Origin of the sequence: Winogradskyella wichelsiae, from assembly GCF_013403925.1 — a bacterium.
Taxonomy (GTDB): Bacteria; Bacteroidota; Bacteroidia; order Flavobacteriales; family Flavobacteriaceae; genus Winogradskyella; species Winogradskyella wichelsiae.
In genome coordinates this window covers 248,756-269,833 of record NZ_JABFDJ010000005.1, presented here as the reverse complement: position 1 = coordinate 269,833, position 21,078 = coordinate 248,756, and the positions used below count along the sequence as shown (strand labels likewise).

14 protein-coding genes are annotated in these 21,078 nt (G+C 33.8%); 8 read left to right on the top strand and 6 right to left on the bottom strand.

Annotation, left to right across the window (positions count from 1 at the left end):
* Positions 1-202 precede the first annotated feature (202 nt).
* From HM985_RS12170 to HM985_RS12155, 4 genes are read right to left on the bottom strand one after another with little or no spacing between them, the layout of a single operon-like run.
* The gene (locus HM985_RS12170; protein WP_218841433.1) at positions 203-1,429 is read right to left on the bottom strand and encodes a GTP-binding protein; all 1,227 of its coding nucleotides are present in this window, start codon (positions 1,427-1,429) and stop codon (positions 203-205) included.
* Positions 1,416-2,741 (bottom strand): hypothetical protein, encoded by a 1,326-nt coding sequence (locus HM985_RS12165; protein WP_179335293.1) that lies wholly within the window; start codon positions 2,739-2,741, stop codon positions 1,416-1,418. The genes HM985_RS12170 and HM985_RS12165 overlap by 14 nt, the downstream gene beginning before the upstream one ends.
* Positions 2,738-4,147 (bottom strand): DUF3526 domain-containing protein, encoded by a 1,410-nt coding sequence (locus HM985_RS12160; protein ID WP_179376520.1) that lies wholly within the window; start codon positions 4,145-4,147, stop codon positions 2,738-2,740. Before HM985_RS12160 ends, HM985_RS12165 begins: the two co-directional genes overlap by 4 nt.
* Before the next feature lie 10 nt (positions 4,148-4,157).
* Positions 4,158-4,859, bottom strand: coding sequence for an ABC transporter ATP-binding protein (locus HM985_RS12155; RefSeq protein WP_179376519.1), 702 nt, complete (start codon positions 4,857-4,859; stop codon positions 4,158-4,160).
* A gap of 84 nt (positions 4,860-4,943) precedes the next feature.
* Between HM985_RS12155 and HM985_RS12150 the strand changes: the two genes are divergently transcribed.
* A complete protein-coding gene (locus HM985_RS12150; protein ID WP_179335296.1) occupies positions 4,944-5,324 on the top strand; it encodes a Fur family transcriptional regulator in 381 nt (126 codons plus the stop codon).
* Between the two features lie 441 nt (positions 5,325-5,765).
* Here HM985_RS12150 and HM985_RS12145 read toward each other — a convergent pair whose 3' ends face one another.
* Both HM985_RS12145 and HM985_RS12140 read right to left on the bottom strand, forming a co-directional pair.
* Positions 5,766-8,606 carry a M16 family metallopeptidase gene (locus HM985_RS12145; protein ID WP_179376518.1) on the bottom strand — a complete coding sequence of 947 codons (2,841 nt, stop codon included), beginning with the start codon at positions 8,604-8,606 and terminating at the stop codon, positions 5,766-5,768.
* A gap of 149 nt (positions 8,607-8,755) precedes the next feature.
* Complete coding sequence (locus HM985_RS12140; protein WP_179376517.1) at positions 8,756-11,236, bottom strand: M14 metallopeptidase family protein; 2,481 nt, start codon at positions 11,234-11,236, stop codon at positions 8,756-8,758.
* A 114-nt stretch (positions 11,237-11,350) separates the two neighbouring features.
* On the opposite strand from HM985_RS12140, the gene bshC reads away from it, so the two are divergent.
* From bshC to HM985_RS12105, 7 genes are all read left to right on the top strand, one after another.
* The gene (gene bshC, locus HM985_RS12135) at positions 11,351-12,949 is read left to right on the top strand and encodes a bacillithiol biosynthesis cysteine-adding enzyme BshC (protein ID WP_179376516.1); all 1,599 of its coding nucleotides are present in this window, start codon (positions 11,351-11,353) and stop codon (positions 12,947-12,949) included.
* A 3-nt stretch (positions 12,950-12,952) separates the two neighbouring features.
* The gene (locus HM985_RS12130; RefSeq protein ID WP_179376515.1) at positions 12,953-14,323 is read left to right on the top strand and encodes a pyridoxal phosphate-dependent decarboxylase family protein; all 1,371 of its coding nucleotides are present in this window, start codon (positions 12,953-12,955) and stop codon (positions 14,321-14,323) included.
* A 268-nt stretch (positions 14,324-14,591) separates the two neighbouring features.
* Entirely contained in the window at positions 14,592-16,127 is a 1,536-nt protein-coding gene (gene guaA / locus HM985_RS12125; protein WP_179376514.1) for a glutamine-hydrolyzing GMP synthase, read from the top strand.
* A gap of 94 nt (positions 16,128-16,221) precedes the next feature.
* Positions 16,222-18,132, top strand: coding sequence for a LysM peptidoglycan-binding domain-containing protein (locus HM985_RS12120; protein WP_179376513.1), 1,911 nt, complete (start codon positions 16,222-16,224; stop codon positions 18,130-18,132).
* 70 nt (positions 18,133-18,202) lie between these two features.
* Complete coding sequence (locus HM985_RS12115; RefSeq protein WP_317167138.1) at positions 18,203-18,742, top strand: DUF922 domain-containing protein; 540 nt, start codon at positions 18,203-18,205, stop codon at positions 18,740-18,742.
* A 74-nt stretch (positions 18,743-18,816) separates the two neighbouring features.
* A complete protein-coding gene (locus HM985_RS12110) occupies positions 18,817-19,044 on the top strand; it encodes a DUF3820 family protein (RefSeq protein ID WP_179376512.1) in 228 nt (75 codons plus the stop codon).
* Positions 19,045-19,346: 302 nt separating this feature from the next.
* Entirely contained in the window at positions 19,347-20,963 is a 1,617-nt protein-coding gene (locus HM985_RS12105; protein ID WP_179376511.1) for a CTP synthase, read from the top strand.
* The last annotated feature ends 115 nt before the right edge of the window (positions 20,964-21,078 follow it).

The following is a 21,078-nucleotide window of genomic DNA, read 5'->3' as shown; positions in this document are numbered from 1 at the left end:
CAAACGCAATAGTAATTAAGAGATAGGCTATAATCGGATTGCTTATAAAGCCGATGCCGAGTGTAAGCAATATAAGTACAGTAAGACAGTGAACTATGCAGAGAAAAGCACTAATAGCACCTAATTTATATGCCCAATATATCTTTTTTGAATGAGTCATTTTAGTTATGATTTCTCTAAATTTTAGCGTTTTTAGTTATACTTATTCTCCCAAAGGATAAACGCTTTCGACTGGCCAATTATCCTGAAATCCGTTCTGCCATGCCATTGATTCGAGTTCTGATACCGTAAGCAGACAACTTTCTAACTGATTTCTGATTAATTGTTCATCTAAATGCTGACCAATAAAGACAATTTCATTTTTTCGATCGCCAAATATGGTATGCCAATCAGCTTCAATGGTGTGCTGGTTTTCTACAAATGCCATTTGCTCAATGCGTTGTTGAAAACTCATGCTGCTCCACCATACACCAGCATTGTCAGCTCGCAAGGATCCTCCTGCTTGTCCCCAAATTAGGGCTTGTTCGGGTCTCGAGGCGATCCAAAATAAGCCTTTACTTCGTAGTATATTTTGCGGGAATTCGTGTTGTGCATAATTCCAAAACCGTTCTGGATGAAAGGGCTTTTTAGTTCTAAAAACAAAAGAGCCAATGCCGTATTCTTCAGTTTCAGGCGTGTGTTTATCTTTTTTTAATTCTTCAATCCATCCGGCATTTTGTTCTGCGTCTTCAAAATTGAATAATCCTGTTTTTAGAATTTCCTTAGGATCTATTTGGCTAAAACTAGCTTCAATAATTTTTGCAGATGGATTCAAACGACATATGGTCGCTTTTAGAAGTCCGAGATGCGATTTAGAAACCAAATCGGTTTTATTTAATACGATAACATTACAGAATTCAATTTGGTCCGTGAGTAGGTTGACGATGGTTCTAAAATCGCCTTCAATATCTGAAAGTTTCTGTTGTGCTAAGGTTTCAGGACTTCCGAAATTCTGAAAAAAGTTAAAGGCATCTACAACTGTAACCATCGTGTCAACATAGCTAAAACGGGAAAGGTCTATACCATTTTCTTCATCTACAAATGAAAAGGTTTGCGCTACAGGTACAGGTTCGCTAATGCCTGTACTTTCAATAAGCAAGTAATCAAAACGGTTTTCTTTAGCCAGACGCTCTACTTCAATCATTAGATCTTCACGCAACGTGCAGCAGATACAGCCATTACTCATTTCAACGAGTGTTTCTTCGGTTCTAGATAGTACGTTTTCGCTGCTAACCAAATTAGCATCTACATTTATCTCACTCATATCGTTTACAATTACGGCAACTTTTAAACCTGCCTTATTGTGTAAAATATGATTTAATAGGGTGGTTTTGCCAGCTCCTAAAAAGCCGCTCAATACCGTAACGGGTAGTTTTTTAATAGTATGCATTGTTGGGTAGTGTTGAATTATATTCTAAATATTTTTCTTTATCTATGGTAATGTCATTCCAAGTATCAAAAACCATCATTTTAATACGCGTATCTACACTTTTTCGAATGTTATTTCTAAACGCTTCATAGTCCTTATAATCGGTATGAGTGAGTTGATTTAGTTTGTTTTGAAAGTAGGTGATAGGATTGTACCAATAGGTTTTTGAAATCAATTCATTTTTGATACGATTATCGGCTTCGATGCTTTGAGTTGCTTTTTTTATTTCTAAATTAATTAATGCTTCAGATGAATAACCTCTCACTTTCTGAACAATAATGGTATCTTTAGCGACTTTAGTTTCCTTTAAAGCGGGATACAGTTGAAAAAGTTGGGCATCAATTACCGCTATCGGTTGTGCATTAATTTCACTTTTTTTGTCTCTACTCACATCAATGAGATCTACCATTAAATTGGTCGGTTTTTCAATCGCAATCCACTGTTGTACGGTTGCAGGAATAATGAAAGCAAATAGTAGCCAGACTCCAACCATTTGTAGTGTATTGGAAACTGTGTTTTTTCCATATTTTAAAATTAGAAAATATAGAGTTATCCAAAAGAAAAGATAGAGCGTCACCCAAAGCAGAAGATTCCAAAACATGGTATCTGCAACAAATACTTTGGTAAGCATCGCACCATAAACCATTAATCCAAATATTACAATTAGAAGAAGAACAGTGTAAAACGCCGTTCTTGATAGTAGCCACCAATTTTTTGATCCTGTTTGAACAAATATCAATGGTAAAAAGCCATGTTCTGATTCTTGGCCTTTTATGTTGTACAGCAAGACTAATAATAGAAGTGGTAATAGAAATAAGATGACGAATGAAAAATCTAGGGTGCCAGACTGTATGCGTTCTGGATTAGCAATTTCCTTAGTCATATCTGCATCATAACCGCTACTCGATGTGGTAATTAATTTATAAAACCCGTATTGTTCGGTTTGTCCAATATTATAAACTAATGTTGGTGATGGATTCTTAAAGTGATAAGTTGGTGTGTTATAAATCGCCCAAAATGGAGTTGTAATATCAACCCAAGGATGTTCACTCGGTCCTTTTTCATTGTTTTTAAAATAAGAAAGTATTGTCGCTTTTTTAGTTTCAACTTCTTCATTGATTCGTTCTATTTCAGCATTTTGTTTATGATATAAATCGGCACCATTATGTAAACCATACATACTTGCTATGATAAAAAGTAATACAGCTAAAATTTTAAAAGGACTTCCAACGAAATGTTTCCATTCGAATAAAAATGTTTTTAAACTTCTCATATAATTTTTATTTTTTTGGTTCCATAAACAATAAGTATAATCACAAGAATTGACCATAAAATCATTAAAAGAATATCTAACATATAGTTTGAAAGCACTTCTGAAATTTGAGTCGGCTTGTACTCAAAATCAGGAACAGATTTAAAAAAGGCATTGTCTTCTTTCCAGCTCCAGTTACCTGTTTTAGAACCGCCGAAAATTTGCTTGTCGTTTAGCATTTTAATAAAGACTCTCCTGTAATTTTCTACTTGTAATAAAAACGCTTGATGATGTAAGTTATCGCTAGCCATAAAGCCCATACTTGTATTTTGTAGCGAAATAAACGGATTGACAATGCCGCCTAATTGAAAGCTTTGTTTCTGTTGTTTTAAGATAGCTCTGTTATTACCAAAATGCTTGTCCCAAACGCTATTGCCATAATCTTCATCGGCTTGCATTCGCATACCATCAAAGTTTAGAGGAAGTTGAGAGACACTATCTACACCGTATTCTTTAAGTACTTTTTCCTTTAATTCAATACTTCGCTTGTCGGTAGGATTGTGACCATCTAAACCTTTTGAACGGTCTTCGGTCATTGCCGATTGAAATTCATTTCGGCTCGGAAGCGCATGCCATTTTTCGGCAGAACTCATTAAAATATTAGGGATAAACATCGTCCAAATAATCCAAATACCCAACATTGAAGTCAAAGCAACGGTTGCGTTTTGCCAACGTGCAGAAAAGAAAACGGTGAGCCCGCAAATAATAAAATAGTAGAGGCTATAGGTTGAAAAAAATAGACCCGTTCGGATTACAATATCTGTGCTTAAGTTTTGCGAATTAAACAGGGCGTAAGCCGTCATTATAAAAGTTAATAGCAATATGCCATATAACCAAACGGATAGGGTTTTAGCGAAAATTAGTTGTATAGGTTTAGCGCCTTGTAAGACTAATAATTTAAGTCGCCCACTTTGTTTCTCATTACTAACGCTGTTAAACGCTAGAAATATTAAGAGTAAAGGGACAATATATTGAAGTAATAATGACGGTTTTAATTTTCCAAATCTAGAGACGGCTTGCATTTGTGATGCTTCAGAGTGAATAATCTCATTCTGTACATGGCCTTCAACCCGAAGCACATTTCCGGTTACACTATTTACACCTTCATCGAGACTGCTTAATAAATTGGAAGGTTTAAATACATATGTTCCGTAATGTGCCGCACTATGAGGATTCATTTCATCAATACTTACCCATTGCTGCCGAACATGGTCTTTTGCATTTTGATAGGTTTGCTCTTGTTTTTTTATTTGATAATTTCCCAAAAAAATAGAAAGTAACATAATGGCACTAAAGGCTATAGTTATGCCTAAGAATATACGGCTCCGCACTAAAAATCGCCATTCATTTTTTATAATTTGAAACATGATGGAAGTATTAATTTTGCATAAATTGTAGATATAAAGTTTCTAGTTCGTTAGCGCTTACATCTTTGCTGTTTAGCTCCTTTACTAGAATTCCTTTCTTTAGTATACCAATGCGATTACAAACTTCTCTTACACGGAAAATATCGTGAGAAGCCATTAAAATTGAAGCACCTTCTGAGGCGAGTTTTTGCAGTAGTGTTGATAGTTCGTTACTTGCAAGTGGGTCTAAACCACTAGCTGGTTCGTCTAACAAATACACTTTTGCTTTTTTAGCATAAGCGATAGCAATACCCACTTTTTGACGCATACCCTTAGAATAACCACTCACTTTTTTATGATGCGCATCACTCGATAAACTACACGTGCTGAGGTAATTCTCTAACTCATCTTTAGTATAGTTTAAACCTGCAAGTTTGCAGAAATAATCTAAATTCTCTAAACCGGTTAAATAGGGGTAAAGGTTGACATTTTCAGGAATGTAACCTATAAGTTTTCTGGTATCGTGCGCATTAGTACTGGTATCAATTTTATTAATATAGACGTTCCCTGAATCGGGATTTAAAAATCCTAATAACATATTTATTGTAGTAGATTTTCCTGCTCCGTTAGCGCCTAAAAGACCTAAAATTTCCCCTTTCTTAACTTCTAAATTTAAGTTTTGAACAGCAAAATCACCCTTAAATGATTTACTCACATCTTGTATCTGTATCATAAAATTATAATTGTTAATGCAACTCAGTCGCGAAAGTAGAAAAATCTATTTGTAAATGCAACTTAATTGCATTAATTTTGTTTTATGGGAATCATTAGAAAAACAAAGTCAGTAACAACGGTATTACAAATATTTGAAGAAAAGCAAGAGGCTAAATCTGTTGTAAACCTTATTGAAATTGTAAAAGATAAGATGAATAAAACAACAGTGTATCGAATTTTAGATCGTCTTGAGCAAGATGGAATTATCCATTCTTTTAATGGGAAAGATGGTTTAAAGTGGTATGCTAAATGTAAAGGCTGTTCTGCGAGTCATCATTCTGATAAGCATCCGCATTTTCAGTGTACGGAATGTAATAAGGTGGAGTGCTTATCTGTTGAGATCAAAATTCCATCTATAAAAAATCATATAGTAGATTCTACCGATATTTTATTAACCGGACAATGTGAAGTTTGCAGTGCTTAAAATTGGATGAAATATGCTGATCGACCAATATGACGTGACTATCGGGATCTAAAACAACAAACTTGCAGGGCCAAAAGTCGTTTCATTCGCTGCGTTCTCTAATATATTGTTATTACTTTTTAAATATTTTTTGAATGTCTCGGACATCATCAAAAGTTTTAAGTGTTATTACATTTTGATGTTAACCACGGGTAAAAGAGATAATATTATTTTCAAACAGACCTTGAAACAAACCCACAAGTGAAGATTCATTTTCATAATAAGATGGTTCTGGTCTATATCTCCACCAAAAATAGAAAATCCTAAAGTTTCATAAAAGGCTTTTGATGCTTTTAGATTTTTAGCGACCAAACTAATAGAAAACGCTCCTAATTTTATAATTATATTTAAAGGTATTGAAAATTTAAATCACCAATACCTTTAAATATAACAGTTACTCTGTTAATTCAACAACACAGCAGCACCAAATCCTAATGCCTTCAACTTGCTTAATTGTGTTTTAGCATCACCAACAATCACATAAATCATTTGATTTGGTGTAATGTACTTTTTAACTAAAGCTTGTACATCAGCAACGGTTAAGGCTTTTACAATAGCTTCACGTTGTTTAGCATAATCATCGGCATAACCCAAATTACTAATATTACTTAGCATACTTAATTTAGCATCTAACGTTTCAAAAGCACGAGCATTACTTTTTAGAGTGTAACCTTTTGTAATTTCTAAATCATCTTCAGTAAAATTAATTCCATAATTTTCTAAAATTTCTTTTACTAAAGCTGCCGATTCATAAGTTACGTTTGTACGTACACCACTATTAATTGCGAATTCTCCTTTGTTTGCATCTCCACTAAACGCAGAGCGAATACCATAAGTATAGCCTTTTCCTTCTCTTAATTCTTGTGTTAATTGTGAAGCGAAACTACCTCCTCCTAAGCGGTAATTCATAACAGAAGCGGCATAATAATCTGCGTCAGTAGCTTTTAATGAAGGGGAACCAAATTTTATAACGGATTGTTTAGCACCAGGAACATTATAAAAATAAACTTTAGAAGTTTCTGGGAACTTTGCTTCAGGCAATTCAGGGATAGTAACCACTTTAGATTTCCAGTTTTTATTAATGGTTTGTAAAGCATTAACAACTTCTGTTTCTGAAATAGAACCTACCACATGAAAGTTTGTCAATTGAGGTGTTAACTTTTCTGAGTAGAAGTTTTGTAAATCTGCTATGGTAATAGAGTTTACAGATGTTTCTGTACCATTATTATTGTAAGCTAAAATATTGTTTTCGCCATATAGTTGCTTAGCAAATTCATGAGAGGCTATACTATTAGGATTTGCTTTTTGACGTTGAATACCACTAATCGTACTTTGTTTTAATAAATGAAATTCGTCTTCATCCCAACGTGGTTCTAATAACATTTCCGTTACTAAGTCCATAGTGGCATCAAAATGTTTGGCTAGAGTAGTCCCGGCGATAGTAACACTATTTTCAGTAGCGTAACTATAAACTTGAGCACCTAAACTTTCAATAGCATTTTCTAAAGCTTCGGGTGTTTTGTTTTTTGTACCCTTGCTCATCAATCTAGCCATAAGATTAGAAACTCCAACCTTTTCGATGTGTTCTAACAGTAAACCTCCTTTTATTTCAAGTTCAAATTCTACTAAAGGAACTTCTGTATTTTCGATACCGAAAACTTTAATTCCAGAAGCTAAATCTTGTTTCCAAACTTTAGGAATTATTAAATCCGGACTTTCTCCATAATCAGGTTCTTGAGAGCGATCAAAACTACTTGGTGTTTTTTCATAATCTGCCGCAATACTAGCATCAAAAGTAGCTTCAGCACCTTCTATAATTTGTTCTTCAACGATATTTGCTAATTCAGAATTTTCTAAAATTAGGTTACCTTGTCCTTTTGGTACAACACTAGTTGCGATGAAATTCTTTCCTTTAATGTAAGTGTTATAAACACGCATTACATCTTCTGGAGTGACTGCTAAAATGTGTTGTACATCTTGATTAATAAAACCAGGATCACCTGCAAAAATTTCATATTGAGCTAACTGAAATCCTTTGCCTAAAACACTAGAGAGTCCTCTGTAAAAATCAGTTTCTTGTCCTGCTTTAATTCTATTTAAGTCAGCTTCAGAAATACCATGAGTTTCAAAATCTTTTAAACCTTCTTTTATTGCTGCTGCTACAGTGTCTAAATGAGTAGCATTAAAAGCGGTAACGCTCAGCATTAATTGTCCTGCGATTTCAGCATTGTTTTGATAAAATTGTACATTATCGGTAAGCTTTTCTTTTTCAACTAAGACTTTATTTAATGGTGCTTTTTTTCCATTAGATAAATAATCTGTCAGGACACTTAGGGCATAAGAATCCTTATCGTATTCCGGTACTCCTGGCCAAGCCATTGTTAACCTTGGTAAGCGCGCAAAATTATCTTCGTAATATAATTGTTTTGTCGCTGTTAAAGTTACAGGTTGTTTTTTTACATCAAGGATGTCTTCACCTTTTGGGATTTCATCAAAATACTTTTTTACCCAAGTTTTCGTTTGTGCAATATCAATATCTCCTGCAATGGTTAAAGTGACGTTATTTGGTACATACCAACGTTTGTAAAACTCCTTAACATCTTCTAAAGTGGCATTTTGTAAATCTTCTAAAGATCCAATAACTTCCCAACTGTAAGGATGACCTTCAGGGTATAAATTACTATTTATAACGCTAGAATTAAAACCATAAGGTTGGTTGTCTACACGCTGACGTTTTTCGTTTTTAACCACTTGTTTTTCTTTTGCTAAAACAGGGTCTGTTACAGTATTAATAAAATAACCCAATTTATCTGCTTCTGCCCAAATCATTTTTTCTAAGGCATCTTTGGGTACGGTTTGAAAATAATTGGTGCGATCTCTACTTGTAGATCCATTAGCACCAGAGCCACCAATACGAGCACTCATTTGGTCTAAACCACCTTTGCCAAGATTTTCAGATTCTAAGAATAGTAAATGTTCAAATAAATGAGCAAAACCTGTTCTTCCTGCTTTTTCACGTGCAGAACCTACATGTGCTGTTAAGGCTACAGCGGCTACAGGATCTGATTTGTCAACATGAAGAATGACTTGTAGGCCATTATCTAAAGTGAATTTTTCATAATCGACTTTAAATTCTTGTGCTTCCTGTTCTACTTGTGGTTCTGTTTTTTCCTCGTTTTCTTTACAAGACCAAACGGTGAAAAGTATTAATAAAATTAGAAGTGTTGATTTAGCATGTTTCATATATAATGTGTTTAAAGTGTTGTTTTTATATTGTGTTAAGTTCTATGGTATTGGATACTTGTTTTTAACTGTCAGTTCGAGTGATTTTCTTTTTCTGAAAATCGTATCGAGAACTTTTAAATATTTTAATTTTATTAGAATTACTGTATTTATAATTCATAAGCATTGTTATTCACCATAAAAATAGAATTCACAAAAAACAGTTTTCCATTTTCCCAAAAACTTCTAAATAGTGTGTCATCTACCATGTAAATAAAACTACCACTTCCCATAGGTTCTTCACCAAAAATAAGCGTTTGATCTAAGTTTTTCAAAGCATTTTGACCTGCAAAACCAGAGTATACTTTGGTATCATTTAGGTAAGCGACATTATAACCATTTTCTAATAAGCTATAGGTGCTACGTCCTTGTTTTAACGTAAAATAATGATCAGGATAACCAAATCCCATAGGATGTGTATTATCTATTTTTGCATTAAAAATTGCTCCTGTAATTAAATGATTACTGTATGCGCGTTCGCGATCGGCATAAGAGGTTAAGTTGTCTTTCTTTTCGTCGGTTTCTGAATCTTTATAATTTAAGCTGAAACCATCTTTAGCTGCAAAACTTCGTAAAGCACCATCAATGGCGATAACTTTTCCGCCAGAATGTACCCAACCTTTTAGTTTTTCCATGATCTTCTCATCGATAACTTGTCTGTAATTTCCATTCGGAATGATTAATACATTGTATTTATCTAAATTAGTTTTACCTAAATCGTCTGTGTTTATAGAAGTTAATGGATAGTGTAGTTGTTGCTCAAAGAAATGCCATATAGCACCGTAATTTAAAGACGATGTGCCTTCACCGGAAAGTACAGCAACTTTTTGCTTATTGACTAACTTAATATCTGGCGATCCAATATCTGGTGTTGTTTGAGAAAACCCAGAGTTGATTTCCGTTAATGGTTGTACTTGTGCTTGCGCAATAGTATTTAATTTTTCAACGAAGTTTTTAATATGCTTATTGTCACCTTTTGTGATGATTAATGAACCGCGATCAAATTTTGTGTCCTTTGAAGTAAATGGTTTTTCTGTAAACCGAACTTTAAAATCATTTTTTAGCAATTCAGCTAAAAACTGAGCATCATCCATAGAATCCCATTTACTAACATAACCATAAGCATCATTTAAGACTTGAAGTGCTTTTCGAGATGAAATTATCCCACTTTGAATTTTAGAAGTGCTTGCAATAGCATCTAATCCATAGGCATAAGGTAATGACCAAGCGGTGATATCATAGGTTAAAGAATCTGAAAGTTTGGCATTTGGTTCAAACAACACCTTTACCATTTTACCTTTGGGTTGATCACTGTGTACTACTAAAGCAGCAGCGTTCACATTCATTTTTCCTTGTTTCCCTGTGCTGTAATCATATCCCGATACTTTAGAAACGGTAGGGTTTTCGAAACTAATTTGATGCTTAACTAAAAGTGCTTTTAGGCTATTTAATTTGTCTGCATTTCCTTTAACAACGTAACTCTTATATTTTAAATCAGAATTATTAAAGAATTTACCAAACTCAGTATTCAGTTTTTTAGCATTTTTTGAAGCCATTTCAATCGTTGAAATCCCTGTTGTGGTATGGTGCGTTAAACGTTCTACTAAAGTTAAAACGTGACCTTCATCATTCAGAATTCCTAAGCCAGCACGTCCATGTCCCCCTTGTTCGTAAGTCATTCCCATCGCTCCCATATATGTTGGGTAGGTGTCACCGTAACTAGGGTAAAATAAATCGAAACGTTCTCTTGTGAAAAATAACCAACCTTCTTTATCAAAATATTTAGCATGATTTTGTCCTATTTCAGTTTGAAAATCACGTTGCCAATCGGTAATAATTTCATGAAAAGGTTCTGCGGCAGGTGCAAAGTAATAAGGTTCATTAATGCCTTGCTCATGAAAATCGACATGTACATGCGGCATCCATCTATTATAAACCTCTAAACGTTGTTGTGTTTCTACTTGTGTGGCCCAAACCCAGTCTCTATTTAAATCAAAAAGGTAGTGATTTGGTCGTCCGCCAGGCCAAGGTTCGTTATGCTCGCTTCCTTGTGCATCAATATTGTAAGGCTGATTTGCTGTTTCGTTATACCAGTTTACATAACGATCACGACCATCAGGGTTGACCGAAGGATCAATAATAACAACCGTATTTTTTAATAAATCTTTATGCTCAGAGAGTAACTTGTATAAGGTTTGCATTGCCGCTTCAGAACTCGAAGCTTCATTACCGTGTACATTATAACTTAACCAAACGATAGCAATATCTGTTTCTGTTGGTGTTCCTACTAATAAACCCGTGTTTTTTAAATTATTTTCACGGATAGTTTCTAAGTTTTTAATGTTTTCTTCACTAGAAACATAAGCTAAATACAAACCTCTTCGCTCATTTGTTAAACCATATTGTTCTAGTTTTATTGCATTTGGAAGTGCTTCGGCAACGGATTTAAAATAATCAATAACTTGATGATTTCGACTAAATTGTGTGCCAATATCATAGCCTAAAAACGCACTTGGTGATTCTAGTTTTTGTGCAATTAGTGTAGCTTGCAAGCTAAAAATTACAATAAGTGTAGTAACAAATTTTTGCATTGAACATATATTTAATTAGAAGCTAGTAAATATACATTGCTCAGCTGAATTAACTAAAAATTAGCAGTTAAAAAATAGAAGAGCAGTATATTTATGCCCTAATAAATAATTTGTATGCCAACCGACTGTATTCCGTTTAGGGAAACCCATTATTTTTCAGACTTTATATGTGACTATTTAGATCAGAAACCTGAATTAAAAGACTTTTATCATCGTTTTCCGAAACTAGAGAATTTTGAAGCTCAGATTGAAGAAAAGCAATTATCAGTTAAAGCGCAGTCAAGAACTGTTTTAGTTGAAAGCTTAAAAAAACAATATAAAAAGCTTAAAACATCAGAATTAACTGCTGAAAATATTGAAAGCTTAAAGACTGAAAACACCTTTACAATTACTACAGGACATCAGTTAAATTTATTTACAGGACCACTTTATTTTCTGTACAAGATAATTTCAACCATTAACCTTACGAAGCAATTAAAAGCAACCTACCCAAAATATAACTTTGTTCCTATATATTGGATGGCTTCTGAAGATCACGATTTTGAAGAAATCAATTACTTCAACTTTAAAGGTAAAAAAATACAATGGAACTCTGGGCAAACCGGAGCTGTTGGTCATTTTAATACAAAAGGTTTAGAAGATGTTTTTGATGTCATTTCTTCAGAATTTGGAACAGGAAAAAATGCAGAGCAATTAAAAACATGGTTTAAAGAAGCGTATCTTAATCACGATAATTTAGCAGATGCGACACGGTATTTAGCAAACGAATTATTTAGCGACCAAGGATTGGTAATTTTAGATGCTGATGATAAAGATTTAAAACGTTTGTTTATTCCGCAGATGAAGTCGGAATTATTAGAGCAAACAGCTTTTAAGAACGTTTCCGAGACGAATAAAAAATTGGAAGATTTAGAATTGACGATTCAAGTGAATCCAAGAGAAATTAATCTATTCTATATTAAAGATGAATTGAGAGAACGCATTGTAGAAAAAGACGGTGTATTTTCTGTTTTAGAATCAGAAATATCATGGAGTCAAAGCGAACTGCTAAATCACCTTAATGAATTCCCAGAGCGTTTTTCTCCAAACGTAATCATGCGCCCCTTATATCAAGAAGTAATCTTACCAAACCTATGTTATATTGGTGGCGGTGGAGAAATGATTTATTGGTTGCAATTAAAATCTAATTTTGAGGCTCAGAATGTTATATTTCCGATGTTATTATTAAGGAATTCTGCTTTAGTGAAGTCAGAAAAACAGACCTTAAAACTTCAAAATTTAGAGATTCAAAATAAAGATTTATTTTTAGATCGTCACTCGTTCATAAATAAACGTGTTAGAAAAATTTCTAATATTGATATCGATTTTTCTGAACAGAGACAACAGTTAGAATCACAATTTAAACACCTTTTTGATTTAGCAGAACAAACGGATAAATCGTTTTTAGGTGCAGTAAAATCTCAAGAAGTAAAACAAATAAAGGGTTTAAAACATCTTGAAAAGCGTTTATTGAAAGCTCAAAAAAGAAAACTTGCAGATCAGATTGAACGTTGTACTGAATTGCAAGATCAATTATTTCCTGGTCAAAGTTTACAAGAACGAAACACTAATTTTTCAGAATTGTATTTAGAGTATGGCGACCAGTTAATTACTGAATTAACCAAAACCTTAGAGCCATTGAAAGGCGAATTTTTAATATTAAATTTAAAATAATTAATGCATCATATTGATATTGATTTGATTGAAATGACTTTAGATGTCATGAAATATGTCATAGGAAGAGTTTCAGCCACAGAACATCAAATAGGGAAACCAAAAAAATACGAAGAATTAAAAGCTTTAGTAGGAGATACTGTAACTGAAAAAGGAGTTGGTGGAGAATATGCTTTTAATTTATGGAAAGAGCATTTGTCAAAGGCAAATGTACCTGTAGATCATCCAAGGAATTTAGCTTTTGTGCCAGCTGCACCTTCGAAAGCAGCCATTATGTTCGATTTAATAACAGCAGCATCAAGCATACACGGGGCTTATTGGATGGAGGGTGCCGGAGGTATCTTTTGTGAAAACGAAGCTATGAGCTGGATGGTTTCTTTAACAGGCATGCCCGAAGGAGCTTTTGGAGTCTTCACAAGTGGTGGAACAGCAGCTAATTTATCAGCGATTGTTACCGCAAGAGAACACTGGAGAGAAAACCCTGATTTTGAGAATGAAAAAGGGTTGATCATTACATCTATGGGAGCGCATTCTTCTGTAAAAGCAATGGCAAAAGTGGCAGATGTAGATATCGTTTTAGTAGATTCTGAAGAGCATTTAACAGGAGAAGCATTAAAAGAAAAAATAGCTAGTTTAACAACGCATCAGCGTAAATGTTTATTTGCTGTTGTAGGAACTGGCGGAACAACAAATGCAGGTATTATTGATGATCTATCGAGTATAGCAGAAGTATGTGAAGACCAAAATTTATGGTTTCATGTCGATGCAGCCTATGGAGGTGGGGCTTTAGTTGCTGATTCTGTACGACACTTATTTAAAGGTATAGAAAGAGCGGATAGCATTACTATAGATCCGCATAAATGGATGTTTTCACCTTACGATTGTGGCGCTGTACTCTACAAAAACATGGAGTTGGCTAAAAACGCCCATTCACAACAAGGCTCATATTTAGAGATTTTTAAAGATGAAGGTGCTCACGGATTTAATCCAACGGATTATCAAATTCAATTAACCAGACGTGTTAGAGGGTTGCCTTTGTGGTTTTCTTTAGCAACGCACGGAACAGACCGTTATAAAGAAGCGGTAGAACGAGGTTTAGAATTGGCACAAATAGCAGGACGCTTAATCGAAGCGCATCCTGATTTAGAATTGGTGAGAGAACCAAGTTTATCTTGTGTTTTATATCGTAGAATAGGATGGGAACCGGAAGACTATACACATTGGACCTACGAAAACCATGAAAAAGGATTCGCTTTAGTAACGCCAACCAAGTGGAAAAATGGGGATACTTACGAAACGTGTTCACGTTTTTGCTTTATCAATCCAGATACCACAGAAAAAGATATTCAGATGATTTTAGAAACAATGGAATAACATTTTTAGAATTGTTTTTTCTAAAGCGATTATTAGTGCAATTAACTAATAATCGCTTTAGTGTTTTTAAGAATAAAAGCGTTGTAAGAATAATTGACAGATAAATCTAAGTAAATATTTATTTGTAACTGCATTTATAGTGTTAAATAGTTATTGTTTTAATGGAAAATAAATTATTTAAAGTCTTGTTTTTTAGTGATTTAATATTTTTTGAAATTTTATGTAATTCCTAAATCGAAAATTTCAAAATCAATCCTTATTTTTGCGCATGCAACACAACAAAGTCCTAATACTAGATTTCGGATCGCAATACACACAACTTATTGCGCGTCGCGTTAGAGAATTAAATATCTACTGCGAAATTCACCCATTCAACAAAATCCCTACAGATTCAGATAGCTTTAAAGCTGTTATTTTATCTGGTAGCCCAAATTCCGTGAGAGGAGAAGCTGTGCTTCATCCAGAATTGGAAGGTATCAGAGGAAAAAAACCAATGCTTGCTGTGTGTTATGGTGCGCAATATTTAGCTCATTTTTCTGGTGGGCAAGTGGCTGAATCTAATACAAGAGAGTACGGAAGAGCGAACTTAAGTTTTATTAAAACGGATGAAGCGTTCTTCGAAAATATACATGAAGGCAGTCAAGTTTGGATGAGCCATAGTGATACGATAAAACAGTTACCTACAGGTGGTGTTTTATTGGCTAGTACGGGAGATGTAGAAAATGCAGCATACAAAATTGAAGGTGAAGATACCTATGCAATTCAGTTTCACCCAGAAGTTTACCATTCCACAGACGGATATCAACTTTTAAATAACTTTTTAGTTAAGATTGCAAAAGTTGAACAAGACTGGACTCCACAATCTTTTGTTGAAGAAACCGTTGATGGACTTAAGGAACAATTAGGAAACGATAAAGTGGTTCTTGGTTTATCTGGAGGTGTAGACTCTTCAGTAGCAGCTATGTTATTGCATAAAGCAATAGGAGAAAACCTCTATTGTATTTTTGTAAATAATGGATTATTAAGAAAGAATGAATTCGTAGATGTATTAAAACAATACGAAGGCATGGGACTTAATGTTAAAGGAGTTGATGCTTCGGCACGCTTTTTGGATGCCTTAAAAGGACTAAGTGATCCGGAGCTCAAAAGAAAAGCTATTGGTAGGGTGTTCATTGAAGTTTTTGATGATGAAGCGCATTTAATTCAAGATGTAAAGTGGTTAGCACAAGGTACAATTTACCCTGATGTAATAGAAAGTGTTTCAGCAACAGGTGGACCAAGTGCAACGATAAAAAGTCATCATAATGTAGGTGGATTACCAGATTTTATGAAACTAAAAGTGGTAGAGCCGCTTAAAGCTTTGTTTAAAGATGAGGTGAGACGTGTCGGTGCTTCTATGAATATGGATAAGCACTTACTTGGGCGTCATCCTTTTCCTGGACCAGGATTAGCAATTCGTATTCTTGGGGATCTAACAGAAGAAAAAGTGCGTATATTACAAGAGGTTGATGCAATATTTATTAATAACCTACGTACTTGGAATTTGTATGACAAAGTATGGCAAGCAGGAGCAATGTTATTGCCCGTTAATAGTGTTGGTGTAATGGGAGATGAGCGTACATATGAAAAATGTGTCGCTTTAAGAGCAGTAGAAAGTACAGATGGGATGACGGCTGATTGGGTGAATTTACCGTACGAGTTTTTACAGAAAACATCAAATGAAATTATCAATAAAGTAAAAGGTGTAAATAGAGTGGTATATGATATCAGTTCTAAGCCACCAGCGACTATTGAGTGGGAATAATCATTCAATAATTTTTAGTAGCAGTAAATTATATTAGACTTAATATAAAAATCCTACAAGGTTTATAAGACCTTGTAGGTATAAATACGATTTTATGAAAAATATTTTAGCCGTTCTATTAATTGCATTTTCAATAGGTCTCAGTGCGCAAGAAAAATATATTGAGCATACTGTAAAATCAGGAGAAACGATAGAGAGTATTGCTAAGGCTTATTTAGTAACGCCTTTTGATATTTATGCATTAAATCCAGATGCACAACGTAAGTTTCAAACAAACTCGGTTTTAATTATTCCCAATTCTAAAATTAAGAATGCTCCAATTGAAGAGGCAAGTAAGGAGCTTACAGGCTATAAAACGCACAGGGTTAAAAGAAAAGAAACATTATATGGCTTGTCTAAGGAATATAGCGTCTCTGAGGAAGAGCTGAAAAAGGCGAATCGTTTTTTGTATTCTGAAAATCTTAAAAAAGGGGATAAGCTTAGAATTCCGCGTTATAAAACGGTGACGTCTAAGCAAACTTTAAATAATACAGTAAAAAAATACACAGTTCAGGCTAAGGAGGGCAAATGGCGTATTGCCTATAAATTTGGTATTTCTGTTGCAGATTTAGAAGCTTTAAATCCTAACATGAAAGAAACAATTCAACCTGGTGACGAGTTGAATGTTCCAAATATTCACGATCAAGAAGAAAAGGAGGTTGAAGCAACTTTTGGGTATTATGAAGTATTACCTAAAGAAGGCTTTTACAGATTAAAGGTGAAATTAGATTTAACCCAAGAACAACTTGAAACACTAAATCCTGAATTGAAAGAAACGGGCTTAAAAGCAGGGATGGTTTTAAAAGTACCAGGAACTGTAGATACGTTAAGTGCATTAGATACTGTAGAAACTACAAACTTAAAAGGGAGGTTAAATAATTTTAAAACTAAAAAAATAGCTTTAATGATGCCTTACCGCCTTGATAGAGTTGATGTAGATGCTGTATCGAGAACGAAAGAGATGATGAAAGATAATAGATTATTATCTACGGTTTTAGATTTTCATGTGGGGGTAATTATGGCTTTAGATTCTGCAAAGCAGCTTGGGATTTCTACAGATTTAAAAGTTTTTGATACAAGATATCATATTGCAGAAACAAGTAAAATATTGGCAGAAAATGATTTTTCAGATTACGATGCTATTATTGGTCCGATGCAAGATGAAAGTTTTAGCCGTGTTGCTATGACATTAAAAGGAGATAATGTACCTGTTATTGCAGCGATGAATAAACCAACAGAAGTTTTTAGTAATGTGTTTCAAACCATACCAGAAGAAAAACTGATGCGCAAAGCGATGATAGATTTTGTAAAAGCAGATAGTTTAAAATCTAAAGTTGTTATTATTTCAGATCATGAGCATAGAGAAAGTAGTAAAGCTTTACAGGAAATGTTTCCGAACTCTAAACTTATTTTTTCTAGATACGATAAAAAGAATAGATCTAAAGATGCCTTTTTTGTGTACCATACAGATTTAAAAAATGTATTCTCTACAGGAAAAACAATTGTGTTTTTAGAAACAGATAATTATTCGTTTTCTACAAGTGTTATCAGTATGCTAAATGGATTTGTAGATAAGAAGATAGAAATTGTACTTACAACGCTCGATAAAGGTAAAGCCTTTGAAGGTAAGGATGTTGATAATAATAATTTATCAAATCTTAAGTTTCATTACGCATCTGTACATAAAGATTTTGATGAAACGAAATCGAATGGTTTTGTTGAGAGATATGAAAAAGAATACGGTGTAACACCAAGTAAATATGTTGCACGTGGTTTTGATATTACTTTAGATTTATTAATGCGTTTAGCATCTGCAGAAAATTTATACGATGCATCTTTAGATACTGTAGAAACAGAATATGTAGAGAACAAGTTTAGATACAATAAAGCTTTGTTTGGTGGTTATGTAAATCAAGCGGTTTATATTGTAAAGTTTGATAACCTTAGAATTATAGAAGCAAAATAATATAAAATGGCTTGGCAGCTTAATCGTTTATAAGACCACTGATGTTAATTTTGCAATTGAATAGTAAATAGTGAAAACACTAATCTTTTTATTATGCTTCCTTTTAACAGGAAGCAACGCTACAGACGAATCTTTGACGTGGAATGAATCCGTTAAACTTAGCTGGTCTGATTTTAAAGCAAAGCCAGATGCTAATAATGATGAGGTGGCATTAACAGCATCTGGTATTACATTTGGCTTTGCTGTTAAAACTTCAGGAAATAAAATTGTTGATTTTTCAACAACAGTTTATGCGCAATTTTATCCAACTAAATCATGGTATTTAAAGAAAAAAGGAACTGCGCATATTTTAGGTCATGAGCAATTACACTTTGATATAACAGAACTTTATGCACGTCAGTTTAGGCAACAACTATTGGCATTAAAGGTGAATCAAAAGGTGAAATCTCAAATGAAAAAACTACATGCATCAGTCAATAAAGCTTTAAATGAAGAGCAAAAACGTTACGATTTAGAGACTAGACATTCCATGAATCTTGAAAAACAAAAGGAATGGGAAACTAACATTCAGAAAGAGTTAAACAAGCTTAAGGAATTTAAATCGTCATAGATTTCAAGGATAGTTTGTATGAAGTATATTTAAAATTTTAATCTTTTTTATAACGATTTAGAGCTGCAATCATAATGGAATTAGACGGAACAGTTTTAATTGAATTAGCACATTATAAAATGCCTTTCGGTAAGTATAAAAACCAATACTTAATCGACATTCCTGAACCTTATTATATTTGGTACCAACAAAAAGGCTTTCCAGAAGGTAAGCTAGGACGGATGATGGCACAAATGTGTGAAATTAAAATTAATGGCTTAGAAGAATTGATTTATACCATTCGTAGAGATTTTAATAAGTAATCGCGATCTCCTTGTTTTCCGACTTATCAAAAGTTAATGTGTCATTTTTTAAAGACGCATGGCTACATATAATCCTTCAAATAAATACAAGTTATAAGTGCATTTGGGTATAATGGTAAAATAGCGGTGCTTTTAGGTTATAAAATAAAACACGTGTTAATTCTCAAGTGTTTGAAGGTTATAGGTTAAGCTGTTAATTTGATGGTATGATGTGATGTAAATAATAACATATAAACAAACCATAAACAAATAGAGAATAACTCATTAAATTTCGTAATTTTGCCTGCGTTTAATAACGTATCATGACCACAAACCCGAAGTATATTTTTGTAACCGGAGGCGTATCTTCTTCCTTAGGAAAAGGTATTATTGCAGCATCACTTGCTAAGCTCCTACAATCACAAGGTTACAGAGCCACAATCCAGAAATTAGATCCATATATCAACATCGATCCAGGTACTCTAAATCCCTATGAGCATGGTGAATGCTATGTTACGGATGATGGGGCCGAGACAGATTTAGATCTTGGACATTACGAACGTTTCTTAAACGTACCAACGTCTCAAGCCAATAACGTAACTACAGGTAGAATTTACCAAAGCGTTATCGATAAAGAAAGACGTGGTGAGTTTTTAGGAAAAACAGTTCAGGTTATTCCTCATATCACAGACGAAATAAAACGTAGAATCCAAATTTTAGGAAATTCTGGCGATTACGATATCGTTATTACTGAAATCGGAGGGACGGTAGGTGATATCGAATCTTTACCTTACATCGAGGCTGTAAGACAATTAGAATGGGATTTAGGTGAGCACAATACCTGCGTTATTCATTTAACATTAGTACCATATCTTTCTGCGGCTGGTGAGCTTAAAACAAAACCAACCCAACACAGTGTTAAAACATTGATGGAGAGTGGTGTGCAAGCAGATATTTTGGTTTGTAGAACAGAACACAAACTTAGTGATGGTTTAAAAACAAAACTAGCACGTTTTTGTAATGTTAAAAAAGAAGCTGTTATAGAATCTATCGATGCATCTACAATTTATGATGTTCCAAACCTGATGTTAGAAGAAGGTTTAGATAAGGTCGTTTTAAGTCAGTTAAAATTAAAAAGTTCAGTTCCAGATTTAAGCAGGTGGAATGAATTTTTAAAGCGTCATAAAAATCCTAAGAGTGAAGTTACTATTGGCTTAATTGGTAAATATGTAGAACTTCAAGATTCTTATAAGTCGATATTAGAGGCATTTATTCATGCAGGTGCTGAAAACGAAGTGAAGGTTAATGTAGAACCGATTCATTCTGAATATTTATCAGAAAGTAATATAGAGTTTAAGCTAGGTCATTTAGATGGTGTATTAGTTGCACCAGGATTTGGTGAACGTGGAATCGAAGGTAAAATTGATGCTGTTCGTTTTGTAAGAGAACATAATATTCCATTTTTAGGAATTTGTTTAGGAATGCAAATGGCAGTGATTGAATACGCGAGAAATGTATTAAAGCTTCCCAAAGCTAATTCTGTAGAAATGGATGAGCAAACTCCAGATCCTGTTATTAATTTAATGGCATCTCAAAAAGGTGTTGTTAACAAAGGCGGAACCATGCGTTTAGGAACATGGGATTGTCAATTAGATAAAGAGAGTATTGCTTATAATGTTTATAATTCAGAATTAATTACTGAGAGACATAGACACCGTTTTGAGCTTAATAACGATTATAAAACTAAACTAGAAGAAGCTGGGATGAAAGCGACAGGCTTTAACCCAGAAACAGGCTTAGTAGAAATTGTAGAAATACCTGCTAACGATTGGTTTGTTGGTGTGCAATACCACCCAGAATACAAGAGTACAGTAAAAAGTCCTCACCCTTTATTTGTAGCATTTGTAGGAGCAGCCTTAAAATACAACAAGAAAAAATAATGTGTCACTTTGTCGCATACTAAAAATTGGATAACTATTTGAGTTATCCAATTGTTACTTTATAAGACCTCTTAAGCTATATTCTGAATGAATTTCAGTAAAATAATGCTGACAG

Bases quoted from the DNA above. Each gene is read 5' to 3' on its own strand.
- HM985_RS12170 (WP_218841433.1), bottom strand. From the start codon at position 1,429: ATGCATACTATTAAAAAACTACCCGTTACGGTATTGAGCGGCTTTTTA.
- HM985_RS12165 (WP_179335293.1), bottom strand. From the start codon at position 2,741: ATGAGAAGTTTAAAAACATTTTTATTCGAATGGAAACATTTCGTTGGA.
- HM985_RS12160 (WP_179376520.1), bottom strand. From the start codon at position 4,147: ATGTTTCAAATTATAAAAAATGAATGGCGATTTTTAGTGCGGAGCCGT.
- HM985_RS12155 (WP_179376519.1), bottom strand. From the start codon at position 4,859: ATGATACAGATACAAGATGTGAGTAAATCATTTAAGGGTGATTTTGCT.
- HM985_RS12150 (WP_179335296.1), top strand. From the start codon at position 4,944: ATGGGAATCATTAGAAAAACAAAGTCAGTAACAACGGTATTACAAATA.
- HM985_RS12145 (WP_179376518.1), bottom strand. From the start codon at position 8,606: ATGAAACATGCTAAATCAACACTTCTAATTTTATTAATACTTTTCACC.
- HM985_RS12140 (WP_179376517.1), bottom strand. From the start codon at position 11,236: ATGCAAAAATTTGTTACTACACTTATTGTAATTTTTAGCTTGCAAGCT.
- bshC (WP_179376516.1), top strand. From the start codon at position 11,351: ATGCCAACCGACTGTATTCCGTTTAGGGAAACCCATTATTTTTCAGAC.
- HM985_RS12130 (WP_179376515.1), top strand. From the start codon at position 12,953: ATGCATCATATTGATATTGATTTGATTGAAATGACTTTAGATGTCATG.
- guaA (WP_179376514.1), top strand. From the start codon at position 14,592: ATGCAACACAACAAAGTCCTAATACTAGATTTCGGATCGCAATACACA.
- HM985_RS12120 (WP_179376513.1), top strand. From the start codon at position 16,222: ATGAAAAATATTTTAGCCGTTCTATTAATTGCATTTTCAATAGGTCTC.
- HM985_RS12110 (WP_179376512.1), top strand. From the start codon at position 18,817: ATGGAATTAGACGGAACAGTTTTAATTGAATTAGCACATTATAAAATG.
- HM985_RS12105 (WP_179376511.1), top strand. From the start codon at position 19,347: ATGACCACAAACCCGAAGTATATTTTTGTAACCGGAGGCGTATCTTCT.